Below are 15,282 nucleotides of genomic sequence, written 5' to 3'. Positions count from 1 at the left end.
GCCGGAATTGTTCCGCCGGGTGCGCTACCCCATACCCCGCGCCTGCTCGAAGATCAGGCTGGTCTGCGTGTGCTGCACCGCCGGATCGACTGCGAGATGATCGAGGACGAAGTCCCGCAGCGCGTCACCGGAGGCGGCCCGCACGTGCAGCACGTAGTCCTCCGCGCCCGCCACGTGGAACACCGACACCACCCCTGGCAGCCGCACCGACCGGGCCCGGAACGCGTCCACAGCGGCCCGCTCGTGCGCCGTCAACCGCACCGACACCAGCGCCTGCAACGGCAGACCCACCGCCGCCGGGTCCACCTCGGCGTGGAACCCGCGGATCGCACCGCACTCCCGCAGCGCCCGGGTACGCGTCAGACACGTCGACGGCGCCACCCCCACCCGCTCGGCCAGCGCGTTGTTCGGCAGCCGGCCGTCCGCGGCCAGCTCGGTGAGGATCGCGCGGTCGATGTCGTCCAGGCCGGCGAACGGCCGTACATCATTCGGTGCGGCAGGCATGTGACCATCCTTCACCGAATCACCGCCGAACGAAAGCGTGACTCCCAGAATCTTCTTCGCTGCTATTGCCTCTAGCCATCGTCATGTTCGACAGTTCCGGCATGACTTCCGTGGACACCGCAGCCGTACACGCCGGGCGCGCCGACCTCGCCGGGCTCGGCGTCCACGTCCCGCCGATCGACCTGTCCACCACCAACCCGCTGCCCTCGGTCGCCGGCGGTGGAGACGACTACGAGACGCTCGCCACCGGCGGCACCCTCCCGGCCGGCGGCAGCGCCGTCTACCAGCGCCTCTGGAACCCCACAGTGGCCCGGTTCGAGACCGCGCTCGCCCAGCTCGAAGGCACCGCCGAAGCCGTCGCGTTCGCCAGCGGCATGGCCGCGCTCACCGCCACCCTGCTCGCCGCCACCCGCGACGGCAAGCGGCACGTCGTCGCCGTCCGTCCCCTCTACGGCGGCACCGACCACGTCCTCGCCACCGGCCTGCTCGGCACCGAGGTCACCTGGGCCACCACCGCCGACGTGGCCGCCGCGATCCGCCCCGACACCGCAGTGGTCGTGGTCGAGACGCCGGCGAACCCCAGCCTCGACCTGGTCGACATCGCCGCGCTCGCCGACGCCGCCGGTGACGTCCCGCTGCTCGTCGACAACACCGTCGCCACCCCGGTGCTCCAGCAGCCCGCCCGCCACGGCGCTGCGCTCGTGCTGCACAGCGCCACCAAGAGCATCGGCGGCCACGGCGACGTCCTCGCCGGCGTCGTCGCCTGCGGACCCGAGTGGGCCGCCCGGCTGCGCCAGGTCCGTGCCGTCACCGGCGCCGTCCTGCACCCGCTCGGCGCGTACCTGCTGCACCGCGGCATCCAGACCCTCCCGCTGCGCGTCCGCGCCCAGCAGGCCGGCGCGGAGAAGCTCGCCGCCTGGCTCGCCGGGCACCCCGCCGTCGAGCGCGTCCACCACCCGTCGCTGCACGACCCGGCCGGGCTGGTCGGCCGCCAGATGTCCGGCACCGGCAGCCTGCTCGCCTTCGAGGTCCGCGGCGGCGCGCCCGCCGCGGCCGAGGTCGCCGGCGCCTGCGAACTGATCACGCACGCGGTGTCACTCGGCGGCGTCGACACGCTGATCCAGCACCCGGCCTCGCTCACCCACCGGCCGGTCGAGGGCGACGCCAAACCGTGCGGCGGGCTGCTGCGCGTCTCGGTCGGCCTGGAGGACCCGGAGGACCTGCGGGCGGATCTCGCCCGGGCGCTGGCGCGGATCTGAGGCCCGGCCGTTGCCGGCGCCGTCGAGTCAGGACTTCGGGCCGACATGCCGGTCCAGCGCGGCGACGGCCTCCCGGCGGGCCACGGACAGCGACCACGGCAGATTCATCCGCCACGCGATGCCGAGCAGGTCGAGGGACCACTGGCACAGCGCCATGATGTCCGTGGAGCGGTTGGAGAACATGTAGCGGGGATAGACGTATTCCTTCCCGCGAACGACGACCCGGTTGGCGAAGCGGCAGCCGTCGGAGTGGAACAGGCCCCGCAGCAAGTCGCCCGGCTGGGCCTCGACGATGGTGCGCTGCCAGTCGGCCAGGACGATCGGTCGCTCGTGTTTCTTGCCTGGCCCGTGCTGGGGAAACAGGCACGGCCAGTGTGCGGCGGTGCTCTGCACGGCGACGCAGCCCCGCTTCTGGATGCGCTGCACCTTGTTTGCCAACACCGCCCGCATCGCGGCGTCGCACTTGTCGATCAGGTTCGGCCAGGCGTCGGCACAGTAGACGCGGAGCACCGGCGTTCGGTCGGTGGTAACCAGGTGCCCGTCACCGAGATAGAGTCCGAGCAGGTAGGCGTAGGCGGCCGGATCAGGCGGCCCGTCCTGGTCGGGTTGGCAGCGGAAGCAGCGGACCGCGCTGCCGAAGACTGCCGGCTGGGGCCGGTCGACGCACCAGTGCCAGACCGTGGTGTAGGGCAGGGAAAGGCTGCGGGCCACCGAATGGATGTTGTGACCCCGGGCGCGAAGGGCGCGGGCTCGTGCCCGCATTTCGGGAGGATGCACAGCAACATCCTCGAACACCTGTATGACAAGAAGTGCCGGGAGCGGGATTCGAACCCGCAAGCCCTTTCGGGCAGAAGTGTTTGAGACTTCCGTGTATGCCGTTCCACCATCCCGGCGGGGTGCGGTAACTGTACCCGACTAGGCTCATGCGGGAGCATGGGTGGTGACCGTGCCGGGATCGATGGTGGGAGTGGCTCGTGGGCGAGATGCAGGCGGACGCCGAGCGCAAGCGCGTTCTGATCGCCGAGGACGAGGCGCTCATCCGGCTGGACCTGGCCGAGATGCTTGTCGAAGAGGGCTACGAGGTGGTCGGCGAGGCCGGTGACGGCGAGACCGCCGTCAAGCTCGCCGAGGAGCTCAAGCCGGATCTGGTCATCCTCGACATCAAGATGCCGATCATGGACGGGCTGGCCGCCGCCGAGCGGATCGCCGGCGCGCGCATCGCTCCGGTGATCATCCTGACCGCGTTCAGCCAGCGCGACCTGGTGGAGCGGGCGCGGGCGGCGGGCGCGATGGCGTACCTGGTCAAGCCGTTCCAGAAGAGCGACCTGGTGCCGGCGGTGGAGATCGCGCTGTCCCGCTACTCGGAGATCGCCGCGCTGGAGTCGGAGGTCGCCGGCCTCACCGACCGGCTGGAGATCCGCAAGACCGTCGAGCGCGCCAAGGGCGCGCTGATGACCACGTACGGGATGACCGAGCCGCAGGCGTTCAAGTGGATCCAGCGCACCGCGATGGACCACCGGATGACCATGAAGGAGGTCGCCGAGCGGATCCTCGCCGAGACCGCCGGCGGCGAGGTGGAGCAGCCCACGCCCTGACCTGCCCGGGAGGCGTCCGATCGATAGGATCGGATGCATGTCTCCCGCGCGTGCCCGGCCGGCCCTCGTCGCCGCTGCCGCCGCGCTGCTCCTGGCGGCCTGCCACACCACGCCGCGACAGCTGCCCGAGCCCGCGCCGGTACGCCCGCAGTGGCAGCCCGTCGAGCTGGCCCTTCCCGCCGGCGCCACCGGACGGCCGGTGCTGCGCGACGCCGCGCGGTGCGCGGGCCGGTGGTACGTGGTGGGCGGGCTGGTCGATCCGGCGGGGGAGACCCGGCCGGCGGCGTGGTCCTCATCGGACGGCGTGACCTGGTCGCCGATTCCGGTGCGCGCGCAGACGTTCTACGGCCGCCAGCACGTGCTCTACGCGGTGGCGTGCCGCGACGACGGGATGGCGGCGCTGGGCGCGAAGACCGGTGGCGTGCACGGCAATCCGCGTACCGGAACGTGGGTGTGGGGTCCGGGTGGGCCGTTGCGGGAGGTGCCGGCGGCGTTCGAGTTGTTCGGCGGTCCGCGCGCGGTGAGCGCGTCGCGGCTGGCGGCGGGTCCGGGCGGCTGGCTGGTGGCGGGGGCGCGCGCGGACGGCGCGGCGGTGTGGTCGTCGCCGGACGCCGAGGGGTTCGTCCTGCGCGAGGGCGTCGCGGAGCTGGCCGGCGACGGCCGGGGCCGGACGGCGGCGTACGACGTGGCGGCGGTGGGGTCGGGCTGGCTGGTGGTGGGGTCGTTGCTGCCGCCCGGCGGGACGGCCCGGACGCCGCTTTCGTGGTTCTCGGCCGACGGCCGGGTGTGGCGGCGGGTGGCCCTGCCGGTGCCGGCGGGGGCGGCCGGGGCTGCCGAGCGGGTGGTGTCGGCCGACGGCGGGCCGGTGGCGGTCGGCCCGGTGGGTGACCGCTTCGCGGTGTGGCGCGGGTGCGACGACTGCGGCTCGCCGTCGGCCGGTTCGGCGGGTGCGAATCAGGGGTGGCGGCGGGTAGGCGGGTTCGGCTCGGCGGGCCCGGGGGTGTCGTCGGTGGACGCGTTCGTGGCGTCCGGTGGGCGGCTCGTCGCGGTGACCGGGGACGGGGGTCAGCGACGGCTCTGGATGTCGCGTGACGGCGGCGCGTCGTGGCTTCCGGTGATCACGCCGGTGCAGGTGCCGGACGGGGGCGACGCGGCGCTGGCGGTGGCGGTCCGCGACGACCGGCTGCTCGTGGTCGCCGATGACGGGAAGACGTCCCTTGCCTGGTGGGGGGCGTTGCCGACCGTCGATCGGTAGCGGGTGGGGAGGGCATGGCTCATTACCGAGGAATAGTCGGCGAAAGCCTTTGCCCGCCTTCGGTTCTTACGCCGATGGGCTTGAATCCGCCACGGCGTGTAACGGTTCGGTCAACCCCGCTTTCCAGGTCTTACGCCACCGCTCACGGTGGGATAACGTCCCGCCCCAGACCGGCGACGACGGTCTTGGTTCGTCCACCCCGCAAGGGCCAATCAGCGGCGGGTGGTTCGGATCATGGACGGAGGAGGGTTCGGGCCTTGAGGCAGAAGCTCGCACGCGTGATCGGCGGGGTCGCCATGCTGGCGCTCGTCGCCGGTGGCACCGCTTGTTCCAGCGGCAGCGACGATGAGGGTTCCGGGGGCAGCGCCTGCGGGAGCAAGATCGCTTTCTTCGGCGCGCTGACCGGTAGCTCGGCCGCGCTGGGCATCAACGAGAAGAACGGCGTCAAGCTGGCCGTCGACAAGTACAACAAGGAGAACCCGGACTGCAAGGTCGAGCTCGCCGAGCTCGACTCGCAGGGCAGCCCGGACCAGGCGCCGGGTCTGGCCCAGAAGGCGATCGACGACACCAAGATCCTGGGTGTCGTGGGTCCGGCCTACTCGGGCGAGTCCGAGGCCGCCGGCCCGCTGTTCAACGAGGCCGGTCTGGTCACCATCACCCCCTCCGCGACCCGTCCCAGCCTCGCCGAGCAGGGTTGGAAGACCTTCTTCCGCGCGGTCGGCAACGACCTGAGCCAGGGCCCCGCCGCCGGTAACTACATCAAGAACGTGATGAAGGCCGACCGGGTCTACGTCATCGACGACCAGTCCGCGTACGGCGCCGGCCTGGCCGACGAGGTCAAGAAGGTCCTCGGCGCCTCGGTCGTGGGCAGCGACAAGGTCCAGGGCGAGGGCAAGCAGACCGAGTTCTCGGGTGTGGTCACCAAGGTCAAGGCCGCCAACGTGAAGGCGGTCTTCTACGGCGGCTACTACCAGGAGGCCGGCCTGATCCGTAAGCAGCTCACCGCTGCCGGGGTCACCGCTCCGCTGGTCGCCGGTGACGGCGTGAACGACGGCGCGTACATCACCTCCGCCGGTGCCGCCGCCGCCGAGGGCACCATCCTCACCTGCCCCTGCGCTCCGTCCACCGAGGCCCGCGGCACCTTCGCCGCCGACTTCAAGGCGCTCAACGGCACCGACCCGGGCACCTACAGCGACACCGCCTACGACGCGGCGAACATCCTGCTGGCGGGCATCAAGGCCGGCAAGAGCAGCCGTGCCGACCTGCTGGAGTTCGTGAAGGGCTACAGCGGCGAGGGCGTTGCCGCCAGCTACAAGTTCGTCGAGGGCGGCGAGCTCGACCCGGCGCAGGTCAAGGTCTGGGCGTTCAAGGTGCAGGGCGGCAAGGTCGTCCCGGACCAGGAGATCCCCAAGTCCTGATCGTTCGATCGCTGGACTGGCGATTGAGTAGTGATCGCGGGTGCGGCCGGGAGCTGGCTCCCGGCCGCACCCTCTTTTTCTCTTGAGCGACGGAGCGTCCCTCCCTTGGACTTCGACGGATTGTTCTCCAACTTCGGGGAACTCACCACGACCGGCTTGACGCAGGGCGCCATCTACGCCCTGGTCGCGCTCGGCTACACGCTTGTGTACGGCGTGCTCAGGCTCATCAACTTCGCCCACTCCGAGGTCTTCATCGCCGGCGCGTTCGCCGCGATCTGGACCTGGAACGGCTTCGGACTCGACCAGAACTCCCAGGTCAGCGGCATCGGCTCGATCCTGTTCTACCTGCTGGTGGCGATGATCGTGGCGGCCATCGCCTCGGCGGGCACCGCGACGGTGATCGAACGGGTGGCGTACCGGCCGCTGCGCAAGCGCAACGCGCCGCCGCTGGCGTTCCTCATCACCGCCATCGGTGCCTCGATCGCCATCTCGGAGGCGTTCGGCGTCTACACCCGGCGGCGGCCGGAGGGCGCACCGATCCTGGTCAGCTCGGAGCCGCTGTTCCACATCGCCGGGGTGCCGATCGACGCGGTGCAGCTGCTCACCATCGGTTCCGCGCTGGTGATGATGTTCGCGCTGGACCAGTTCATCAACCGCAGCCGTACCGGCCGCGGCATCCGGGCGGTGGCCCAGGACGCCAACACGGCGGCCCTGATGGGCGTCAACAAGGACCGCATCATCCTGATGGTCTTCATCGCCGGTGGCACCATGGCCGGCGTCGCGGGCCTGCTGTACGACGTGCGGATCCAGACGCTCACCTACAGCGTCGGCTTCCTGCTGGGCCTCAAGGCGTTCACCGCGGCGGTGCTCGGCGGTATCGGCAACCTGCGCGGCGCGCTCGTCGGCGGGTTGCTGCTCGGCGTCGTGGAGAACTACGCCGCGGGCCTGTTCGGCAGTCAGTGGAAGGACTTCGCCGCGTTCGCGGTGCTGGTCGTGCTGCTGATGTTCCGGCCGACCGGTCTGCTCGGCGAATCACTGGGGAGGGCACGCGCATGACGACCACCATCGACCCGCCGGAGCGGCGGGAGACGGCGGCGGACAAGCTGCGGCAGGGCCGGCACGCGATCTCGGAGCGCTGGCACCACGCGCCGCGCTGGGTGCGCTGGGTGCTGCTGGTCGCGGTCATCGCGTTCTTCTACGCGCTGCCGAACAAGGAGTTCTACCAGTACCTCGGGCCGATCCCGACCCCGGGAGCGAACTTCACCCAGGTGATGTTCACGGTCTCGATCTACGTGCTGCTGGCGGTCGGGCTCAACATCGTGGTCGGCTTCGCCGGCCTGCTCGACCTGGGCTACTTCGGCTTCTTCGCCGTCGGCGCGTACACGGTGGCGGTGCTGACCTCGCCGAGCAGCGACCTCAAGACGCTGTGGCCGTGGCTGGCGGTGGTGCCGATCGCGATCGGCCTGACCATGGTCTCCGGCGTCATGCTCGGCACGCCGACACTGCGCCTGCGCGGCGACTACCTGGCGCTGGTGACGCTCGGCTTCGCCGAGATGATCCGGATCGCGGCGGTCAGCTCCGAGTTCCTCAAGGGACAGCGCGGCTTCAACCAGATCCCGCACCCGCCCGGCGAGTACGCCGACGGCCGGCCGTGGTTCGGCGTGCTCGACGCCCGCCCGTACTACTGGCTGGTGCTCACGCTGATCATCCTGGTGGTGATCGGGGTGCGGAACCTGACCCACAGCCGGGTCGGCCGGGCCTGGATCTCGATCCGCGAGGACGAGGACGCCGCCCAGCTGATGGGTGTGCCGACGTTCAAGTTCAAGCTGTGGGCGTTCGCCTCCGGCGCGGCCATCGCCGGCCTGGCCGGTGCGCTGTTCGCCGGCAAGCAGAACTTCGTCAACTCGCAGAACTTCGAGCTGCTCAACTCGATCATCATCCTGGCCGCCGTCATCTTCGGCGGCTCGGGCAACATCGTCGGCGCGATCGTCGGCGGTGGCCTGGTGGCGTACATGATCGAGCGGTTCCGTGGCATCGAGCTGTTCGGCGTGGAGCTGTACGAGTACCGGTTCCTCTTCTTCGGTCTGGTGCTCGTGGTGATGATGATCTTCCGCCCGCAGGGCCTGATCCCGAACCGGCGACGAGCGGCGGAGTTCAAGGACCGCCGCAAGGAGGTGATCGTCGGTGAGTGACACCGAGCAGACCCCGGCCGTTCCGGCCCAGGCGGCGGCCCCCGCCGTCGAGACGGTCGACAAGCGGGAGCCGTTGCTGGAGGTCGACCACGTCACGCTGCGCTTCGGCGGTGTGGTGGCCCTCAACGACGTGGACTTCACCCTCTACAAGGGTGAGATCCTCGGCCTGATCGGCCCGAACGGCGCCGGCAAGACCACCTGCTTCAACGCGATGACCGGCATCTACCAGCCCACCGAGGGGCAGATCCGGTTCCTGGGCCAGAAGATCAGTGGCAAGAAGCGCCACCAGATCACCCGGATGGGCATGGCCCGTACCTTCCAGAACATCCGTCTCTTCCCGGAGATGACCGCGCTGGAGAACGTCCAGGTCGGCGCGGACGCGCACCACAAGACCAGCGTGATCTCCGCCCTGTTGCGCCTGCCGCGGCACTGGAAGGAGGAGCGCGAGGGCCGGGAGAAGGCCGAGCGCCTGCTGGAGTTCGTCGGCATCAGCAACCGGATGCACGAGTTCGCCCGCAACCTGTCCTACGGCGAGCAGCGGCGGTTGGAGATCGCCCGCGCGCTGGCCACCGACCCGAAGCTGCTCTGCCTGGACGAGCCGGCCGCCGGCTTCAACCCGGCGGAGAAGGAGGAGCTGCTCCAGCTCATCCGGCAGATCCGGGATCAGGGCGTGACGGTGCTGCTGATCGAGCACGACATGCGCCTGGTGATGGGCGTGACCGACCGGATCGTGGTCCTGGAGTTCGGAAAGAAGATCGCCGAAGGGCTGCCCGCCGAGGTGCGGGACAACCCGAAGGTGGTCGCGGCGTACCTGGGGGTGCCGGACGATGCTGCTTGAGATCGAGGACGTGAGCCTGCTCTACGGGCGGATCCAGGCGCTGCACGGCATCAGCCTGACCGTGGACGAGGGGGAGATCGTCGCGCTGATCGGCGCGAACGGCGCCGGCAAGTCCACCACCATGCGGGCGATCTCCGGCATCCGGCCGGTCGCCTCCGGCACGATCAGGTTCGCCGGTGAGGACATCACCAAGCTCCGGGCCGACCTGCGGGTGCGGCGCGGCCTGTGCCAGGCGCCCGAGGGCCGGGGCATCTTCCCCGGCATGTCGGTGCTGGAGAACCTCGACATGGGCGCGTACACCCGGCGCGACAAGGCCGGCATCGCGCAGGACCTGGCCCGGGTGCTGGACCTGTTCCCGCGGCTGGCCGAGCGGCGCAAGCAGGCCGGCGGCACGCTCTCCGGCGGCGAGCAGCAGATGCTCGCGGTCGGCCGGGCGCTGATGAGCCGGCCGAAGCTGCTGCTGCTCGACGAGCCGTCGATGGGTCTCGCGCCGATGCTGATCCAGCAGATCTTCACGATCATCACGGAGATCAACCAGCAGGGCACCACGATCCTGCTGGTGGAGCAGAACGCCCAGCAGGCGCTGGCGCGCGCCCACCGGGCGTACGTGCTGGAGACCGGCCGGATCGTCAAGAGCGGCACCGGCGCGGACCTGCTGCACGACCCCTCGGTCAAAGAGGCCTACCTCGGCGTGGCCTGACCGACCGACCCCTCGCAATAAGGAGTACAGCCATGTTCCACCCCAACCCCGGACGGCGGGCGGCGCTCGGCGTCGCCGGTGCGGCCGTCCTGCTGCTCTCCCTCGCCGCGTGTGGCGAGGAGGAGAGCACCGACCAGCCCGGTGGCGGCCCCAGCGTCGCGTCGTCGGTCGACGCCGCGCTGGCCGCGAAGGTCCCGGACGCGATCAAGTCGGACGGCAAGATCGTGGTGGGCACCGACTCCACCTACGCCCCGGCGGAGTTCCTGGACACCGACGGCAAGACCGTGATCGGTTTCGACGTCGAACTGTTCACCGCGGTGGCGGCCAAGCTGGGCCTCAAGGCGGAGTTCGTCTCGGCGCCCTTCGGCGACATCATCAACGGCGTCAACTCGGGCAAGTACGAGGCCGGCGTCTCGTCGTTCACCATCAACGACGAGCGCAAGGGCCAGGCCAACATGGTCAGCTACTTCCAGGTCGGCACGCAGTGGGTGACCAAGAAGGGCAACCCGGCCGGGATCGCGCTGGACAACGCCTGCGGCAAGAAGATCGCGGTGCAGAAGGACACGGTCCAGGTCGAGGACATCCAGAAGCGCTCCAAGGCGTGCACCGACGCCGGCAAGCCGGCGATCACCGTCGACCAGTTCCCGGGCCAGGACGCCGCCACCGCCGCCGTCGTGTCCGGCAAGGACGACGCGATGCTGGCCGACTACCCGGTCGGCGTGTACGCGGTGACGCAGTCCAACGACGCCCTGGAGCTGCTCGACAAGCAGTACGAGGCGGCACCGTACGGCTACGTGCTGGCCAAGGAGCAGACGCAGCTGGCCGAGGCGGTGCGTGACGCCACCAAGGCCGTGATCGCCGACGGCTCCTACAAGCAGGTGCTGGACAAGTGGAAGGTGGGAGACGGCGCGATCACGGACCCCGCGATCAACCCGTGACGACATGACCACCGAGGAAGCGACAACCGCGCGGGCACGGCCGGAACCGATCAAGGCCGTGCCCGTGCGGCACCCCGGACGATGGGCCGCGGTGGCGGTGCTCTCCGTCCTGGCCGCGATGTTCGTCCACCTGCTGGTGACCAACGAGGCCTTCAACTGGTCCTTCATGGTCGACAAGATGTTCCGGCCGCCGATCATCGAGGGCCTGCTGCGCGGCACCGTGCTGATGACGGTCAGCGCGATGCTGATCGGCGTCACGCTCGGCGTGGTGATCGCGGTGATGCGGCTGTCGGACAACCCGATCCTGCGCGGCGTGGCGTGGCTCTACACCTGGTTCTTCCGGGCCGTGCCCCGGCTGGTGCTGCTGGCCGTCTTCGGCAACATCGGCATCCTGTGGAGCCGGGTCGAGTTCGGGGTGCCGTTCGACACCCAGATCGGCCAGCTGTTCGGCATCGACAACCTCCAGCTACGGCTGTTCGGGTTCTCCTCCCGTGACATCCTCACCGGCTTCATGGCCGGTCTGCTCGGCCTCGCGCTCTCCGAGGCCGCGTACATGGCGGAGATCGTCCGGGCCGGCATCCAGTCGGTCGACCCCGGCCAGACCGAGGCCGCCCAGGCGCTCGGCCTCAGCCGCTCTCAGTTGCTGCGCCGGGTGGTGCTGCCGCAGGCGATGCGGGTGATCATCCCGCCGACCGGCAACGAGACCATCGCCATGCTCAAGGACACGTCGCTGTTGCTCTACGTGCCGGTGAGCGTGGAGCTGTTCTTCCAGCTCGACGCGGTCGGCAAACGGACGTTCCAGATCTTCCCGATGTACGTCGCGGCCTGCCTGTGGTACCTGTTCCTGACCAGCATCCTGCTGGTCGGCCAGTACTACCTGGAACGCCATTTCGGCAAGGGCTACGGCGTGACCGGCCGGGCCCGGCTGAAGCTGCGGGGGATGACGGCCGAGGCCGGCGGCGGCGCGGGGGTGGTGAAGTGACCGAGCTGATCGTGCCCGCGCAGGCCACCGCGCCGACGGCCGGGTCCGGGCTGATGGTGCGGGCCGAGCAGGTGCACAAGTCGTTCGGGCCGCTGGAGGTGCTCAAGGGCATCGACCTGGAGGTCCGCTCCGGCGAGGTGTGCTGCCTGCTCGGGCCCTCCGGCTCCGGCAAGTCGACGTTCCTGCGCTGCATCAACCACCTGGAGAAGATCGACGCCGGCCGCATCTGGGTGGACGGTGACCTGATCGGCTACCGGGAGCGCGGCGGCAAGCTGTACGAGATGCGCGACAGGGACGTGGCCGCGCAGCGCCGTGCCATCGGCATGGTGTTCCAGCGGTTCAACCTGTTCCCGCACATGACGGTGCTGCAGAACGTCATGGAGGCCCCGGTGCTGCTGCGCCAGGCCAAGAAGGCGCAGGCCCGGGAGCACGCCGCGCAGCTGCTGGACCGGGTGGGACTGGGCGACAAGCTCGGCGCGTACCCCGGTCAGCTCTCCGGCGGCCAGCAGCAGCGGGTGGCGATCGCCCGGGCGCTGGCCATGCGGCCGAAGCTGATGCTGTTCGACGAGCCGACCAGCGCGCTCGACCCGGAGCTCGTGGGCGAGGTGCTGGACACGATGAAGGACCTGGCCCGCGACGGCATGACGATGATCGTGGTGACCCACGAGATCGGCTTCGCCCGCGAGGTGGGCGACCACCTCGTGTTCATGGACGGCGGCGTGGTGGTCGAGCAGGGCGACCCGCGCGAGGTGATCTCGGCGCCGAAGCACGAGCGGACCAAGGCGTTCCTGGCCAAGGTTCTCTGACCTCGGCCTCCGGTGCGGCGCGCGCCGCACCGGAGGCCGGAGTTGTCGGGCGTACGGACTAGAGTCGCAGCCGTGACAGCTACGACGCCGCGCCTGCTTCTCGTCGACGGACATTCCCTGGCATACCGGGCTTTCTTCGCCCTGCCGGTGGAGAACTTCTCCACCACCACGGGGCAGCCGACGAACGCCGTCTACGGCTTCACCTCGATGCTGATCAACGTGCTGCGCGACGAGCAGCCGACGCACATCGTCGTGGCGTTCGACGTGTCCCGCCGTTCCTTCCGCACAGAGAAGTACTCCGAGTACAAAGCCGGCCGCAGCGAGACGCCCACCGACTTCAAGGGCCAGGTCAGCCTGGTCAAGGAGGTCCTCGCCGCGCTGCGCGTGCCGGTGGTCGAGAAGGAGGGCTACGAGGCCGACGACGTCATCGCCACGCTCGCCTGCCAGGCCCGCGACCAGGGCATGGACGTGCTGATCACCACCGGCGACCGGGACGCGTTCCAGCTCGTCGGCGAGCGCGTGACGGTGCTCTACCCGCGCAAGGGCGTCTCCGACCTGGCCCGGATGGACCCGGCCGCGGTCGAGGCGAAGTACGGCGTCACCCCGGACCGCTACCGCGACCTGGCCGCCCTGGTCGGCGAGACCAGCGACAACCTGCCCGGCGTGCCCGGCGTCGGCCCGAAGACCGCGGCCAAGTGGATCAACCTGTACGGCGGCGTCGAGGGCGTGGTGGCCCGCGCCGACGAGATCAAGGGCAAGGCCGGCGACAGCCTGCGCGAGCGGCTCGCCGACGTGATCCGCAACTACGAGATCAACTGCCTGGTCTCCGACCTGGAGCTGCCGGTACGCCCCGAGGACGCCCGCTGGCAGGGCTGGGACCGCGAAGCGGTGCATCAGGTCTTCGACACGCTCCAGTTCCGCATCCTGCGCGACCGGCTCTACCAGTATCTGGAAGCGGTCGAGCCGGAGGCCGACGCGGGCTTCGAGCTGGCCGGCGAGGTGCTCACCGAGCCGGGCTCGCTCGCGGGCTGGCTCGACACGCACGCCCCGGCGGGCGCGCCGGTCGGCCTGGCGGTCACGCTCGACACCGGCCCGAACCGCCGCCACACCGCCACCGTGACGGGAATGGCGCTGGCCACCGCCGCCGGCGCGGGCGCCTGGTTCGACCCGAGCCGGCTGGACGCCGGCGACGAGGCCGCGCTGGCCGGCTGGCTGGCCGACGCCGACCGCCCGAAGGTGCTGCACGACAGCAAGCCGGCGGTGCTGGCGTTCGCCGCGCACGGCTGGGAGCTGCAGGGCATCGCCCGCGACACCCAGATCGCCGCCTACCTGGCCCGCCCCGACCAGCGCTCGTACGACCTGACCGACCTGGCGCTGCGCTACCTGCACCGGGAGCTGCGCGTCGACGCGCCGGAGACCGGTCAGCTCACGCTCGACGGGTTCGGCGACGAGGGCGCGGCCGAGCAGAACCTCATGCTCCAGGCCCGCGCCACGCTCGACCTGGCCGACGCGATCGACGCCGAGCTGTCCCGCGACGGCGAGCAGTCGGCCCGGCTGATGGCCGGCGTCGAGCTGCCGCTGATGCGGGTGCTCGCCGCGATGGAGCGCACCGGCATCGCCGCCGACACCGACTACCTCTCCGAGCTGGAGGCGCACTTCGCCGCCGAGGTGAAGGCCGCCGCCCAGAGCGCGTACGAGGTGGTCGGCCGCGAGTTCAACCTCGGGTCGCCGAAGCAGTTGCAGGAGATCCTCTTCACCGAGCTGGGCCTGCCCAAGACCAAGCGGATCAAGACCGGCTACACCACCGACGCGGACGCGCTCCAGTGGCTCTACGCCCAGACCGAGCACCCGCTGCTGCACCACCTGCTGCGCCACCGCGACGTCGCGAAGCTCAAGTCGACAGTCGACGGGCTGCTCAAGTCCGTCTCCGACGACGGCCGGATCCACACCACGTTCAACCAGACGGTGGCGGCGACCGGGCGGCTGTCCTCCACCGAGCCGAACCTGCAGAACATCCCGATCCGCACCGAGGAGGGGCGGCGGATCCGCCGCGCGTTCGTCGTCGGCGAGGGCTACGAGTGCCTGCTCACCGCCGACTACAGCCAGATCGAGATGCGGATCATGGCGCACCTGTCCTCGGACGACGCGCTGATCGAGGCGTTCAACTCCGGGCACGACTTCCACGCCGCCACCGCGTCCTCGGTCTTCACCGTCGAGGTCGGCGACGTGACCGCCGACCAGCGCCGCAAGATCAAGGCGATGAACTACGGCCTGGCGTACGGGCTCAGCGCGTTCGGCCTGTCCCAGCAGCTCGGCATCAGCGCCGAGGAGGCGCGCGGGCTGATGGAGAACTACTTCGCCGGGTTCGGCGGCGTCCGCGACTACCTCCAGGAGGTGGTGGCCCGGGCCCGCCAGGACGGCTACACCTCCACCATCCTGGGTCGCCGCCGCTACCTGCCCGACCTGGTCAGCGACAACCGGCAGCGCCGGGAGATGGCCGAGCGGATGGCACTGAACGCCCCGATCCAGGGTTCGGCGGCCGACATCATCAAGGTCGCGATGCTGCACGTCGACAGCGCGCTGCGCGACGCCGGGCTGCGGTCCCGGATGCTGCTGCAGGTGCACGACGAGCTGGTCTTCGAGGTCGCGCCGGGCGAGCGGGAGGCGCTGGAGGCGCTGGTACGCAAGCAGATGGGCGAGGCGTACCCGCTGTCGGTGCCGCTGGAGGTCTCGGTGGGCGAGGGCCGCGACTGGAACAGCGCCGACCACTGACTTCCCCACCCTGCCCTTCCTCC

14 protein-coding genes and 1 tRNA gene are annotated in these 15,282 nt (G+C 70.5%); 12 read left to right on the top strand and 3 right to left on the bottom strand.

Annotated elements, in window-relative coordinates; translation table 11 throughout:
* Positions 1 to 24: 24 nt before the first annotated feature.
* Positions 25 to 504, bottom strand: coding sequence for an Lrp/AsnC family transcriptional regulator (locus O7546_RS19625; protein ID WP_013475837.1), 480 nt, complete (start codon positions 502 to 504; stop codon positions 25 to 27).
* Between the two features lie 83 nt (positions 505 to 587).
* Here O7546_RS19625 and O7546_RS19620 point away from each other — a divergent pair, with 83 nt between their 5' ends.
* Positions 588 to 1,763 (top strand): PLP-dependent aspartate aminotransferase family protein, encoded by a 1,176-nt coding sequence (locus O7546_RS19620; protein ID WP_281599905.1) that lies wholly within the window; start codon positions 588 to 590, stop codon positions 1,761 to 1,763.
* A 27-nt stretch (positions 1,764 to 1,790) separates the two neighbouring features.
* Here the strand turns inward: O7546_RS19620 and O7546_RS19615 are convergent, their stop codons facing one another.
* Both O7546_RS19615 and O7546_RS19610 read right to left on the bottom strand, forming a co-directional pair.
* Positions 1,791 to 2,474: a transcriptional regulator gene (locus O7546_RS19615; protein ID WP_259275860.1), complete on the bottom strand. Its 684-nt coding sequence runs from the start codon at positions 2,472 to 2,474 to the stop codon at positions 1,791 to 1,793.
* Between the two features lie 99 nt (positions 2,475 to 2,573).
* Positions 2,574 to 2,656, bottom strand: a tRNA-Leu gene (locus O7546_RS19610).
* An 81-nt stretch (positions 2,657 to 2,737) separates the two neighbouring features.
* Here O7546_RS19610 and O7546_RS19605 point away from each other — a divergent pair.
* The 11 genes from O7546_RS19605 to polA all read left to right on the top strand — a co-directional run bounded on the left by O7546_RS19605 (position 2,738) and on the right by polA (position 15,259).
* On the top strand, positions 2,738 to 3,358 hold the full coding sequence (locus O7546_RS19605) for a response regulator (RefSeq protein ID WP_194801284.1): 621 nt from the start codon (positions 2,738 to 2,740) through the stop codon (positions 3,356 to 3,358).
* Positions 3,359 to 3,395: 37 nt separating this feature from the next.
* Positions 3,396 to 4,613 (top strand): hypothetical protein, encoded by a 1,218-nt coding sequence (locus O7546_RS19600; protein WP_194801285.1) that lies wholly within the window; start codon positions 3,396 to 3,398, stop codon positions 4,611 to 4,613.
* 257 nt (positions 4,614 to 4,870) lie between these two features.
* Positions 4,871 to 6,031 (top strand): branched-chain amino acid ABC transporter substrate-binding protein, encoded by a 1,161-nt coding sequence (locus O7546_RS19595; RefSeq protein ID WP_104114971.1) that lies wholly within the window; start codon positions 4,871 to 4,873, stop codon positions 6,029 to 6,031.
* A 105-nt stretch (positions 6,032 to 6,136) separates the two neighbouring features.
* A complete protein-coding gene (locus O7546_RS19590; RefSeq protein ID WP_091420555.1) occupies positions 6,137 to 7,087 on the top strand; it encodes a branched-chain amino acid ABC transporter permease in 951 nt (316 codons plus the stop codon).
* A complete protein-coding gene (locus O7546_RS19585) occupies positions 7,084 to 8,223 on the top strand; it encodes a branched-chain amino acid ABC transporter permease (protein ID WP_194801286.1) in 1,140 nt (379 codons plus the stop codon). The genes O7546_RS19590 and O7546_RS19585 overlap by 4 nt, the downstream gene beginning before the upstream one ends.
* A gap of 73 nt (positions 8,224 to 8,296) precedes the next feature.
* Positions 8,297 to 9,061, top strand: a complete 765-nt coding sequence (locus O7546_RS19580; protein ID WP_176722847.1) for an ABC transporter ATP-binding protein — start codon at positions 8,297 to 8,299, stop codon at positions 9,059 to 9,061.
* On the top strand, positions 9,051 to 9,761 hold the full coding sequence (locus O7546_RS19575) for an ABC transporter ATP-binding protein (RefSeq protein WP_194801287.1): 711 nt from the start codon (positions 9,051 to 9,053) through the stop codon (positions 9,759 to 9,761). The genes O7546_RS19580 and O7546_RS19575 overlap by 11 nt, the downstream gene beginning before the upstream one ends.
* Positions 9,762 to 9,793: 32 nt before the next feature.
* Complete coding sequence (locus O7546_RS19570) at positions 9,794 to 10,699, top strand: ABC transporter substrate-binding protein (RefSeq protein WP_174535923.1); 906 nt, start codon at positions 9,794 to 9,796, stop codon at positions 10,697 to 10,699.
* 4 nt (positions 10,700 to 10,703) lie between these two features.
* Entirely contained in the window at positions 10,704 to 11,681 is a 978-nt protein-coding gene (locus O7546_RS19565; RefSeq protein WP_174535924.1) for an amino acid ABC transporter permease, read from the top strand.
* A 53-nt stretch (positions 11,682 to 11,734) separates the two neighbouring features.
* On the top strand, positions 11,735 to 12,487 hold the full coding sequence (locus tag O7546_RS19560) for an amino acid ABC transporter ATP-binding protein (protein ID WP_174535931.1): 753 nt from the start codon (positions 11,735 to 11,737) through the stop codon (positions 12,485 to 12,487).
* A 72-nt stretch (positions 12,488 to 12,559) separates the two neighbouring features.
* On the top strand, positions 12,560 to 15,259 hold the full coding sequence (gene polA / locus O7546_RS19555; RefSeq protein ID WP_281599894.1) for a DNA polymerase I: 2,700 nt from the start codon (positions 12,560 to 12,562) through the stop codon (positions 15,257 to 15,259).
* Positions 15,260 to 15,282: the final 23 nt, after the last annotated feature.

Source organism: Micromonospora sp. WMMA1976 (assembly GCF_027497335.1).
Taxonomy (GTDB): Bacteria; Actinomycetota; Actinomycetes; order Mycobacteriales; family Micromonosporaceae; genus Micromonospora; species Micromonospora aurantiaca.
This window is presented reverse-complemented; position numbering and strand designations above follow the sequence as displayed.

Bases quoted from the DNA above. Each gene is read 5' to 3' on its own strand.
- O7546_RS19625 (WP_013475837.1), bottom strand. From the start codon at position 504: ATGCCTGCCGCACCGAATGATGTACGGCCGTTCGCCGGCCTGGACGAC.
- O7546_RS19620 (WP_281599905.1), top strand. From the start codon at position 588: ATGTTCGACAGTTCCGGCATGACTTCCGTGGACACCGCAGCCGTACAC.
- O7546_RS19600 (WP_194801285.1), top strand. From the start codon at position 3,396: ATGTCTCCCGCGCGTGCCCGGCCGGCCCTCGTCGCCGCTGCCGCCGCG.
- O7546_RS19585 (WP_194801286.1), top strand. From the start codon at position 7,084: ATGACGACCACCATCGACCCGCCGGAGCGGCGGGAGACGGCGGCGGAC.
- O7546_RS19575 (WP_194801287.1), top strand. From the start codon at position 9,051: ATGCTGCTTGAGATCGAGGACGTGAGCCTGCTCTACGGGCGGATCCAG.
- O7546_RS19570 (WP_174535923.1), top strand. From the start codon at position 9,794: ATGTTCCACCCCAACCCCGGACGGCGGGCGGCGCTCGGCGTCGCCGGT.
- O7546_RS19565 (WP_174535924.1), top strand. From the start codon at position 10,704: ATGACCACCGAGGAAGCGACAACCGCGCGGGCACGGCCGGAACCGATC.
- O7546_RS19560 (WP_174535931.1), top strand. From the start codon at position 11,735: ATGGTGCGGGCCGAGCAGGTGCACAAGTCGTTCGGGCCGCTGGAGGTG.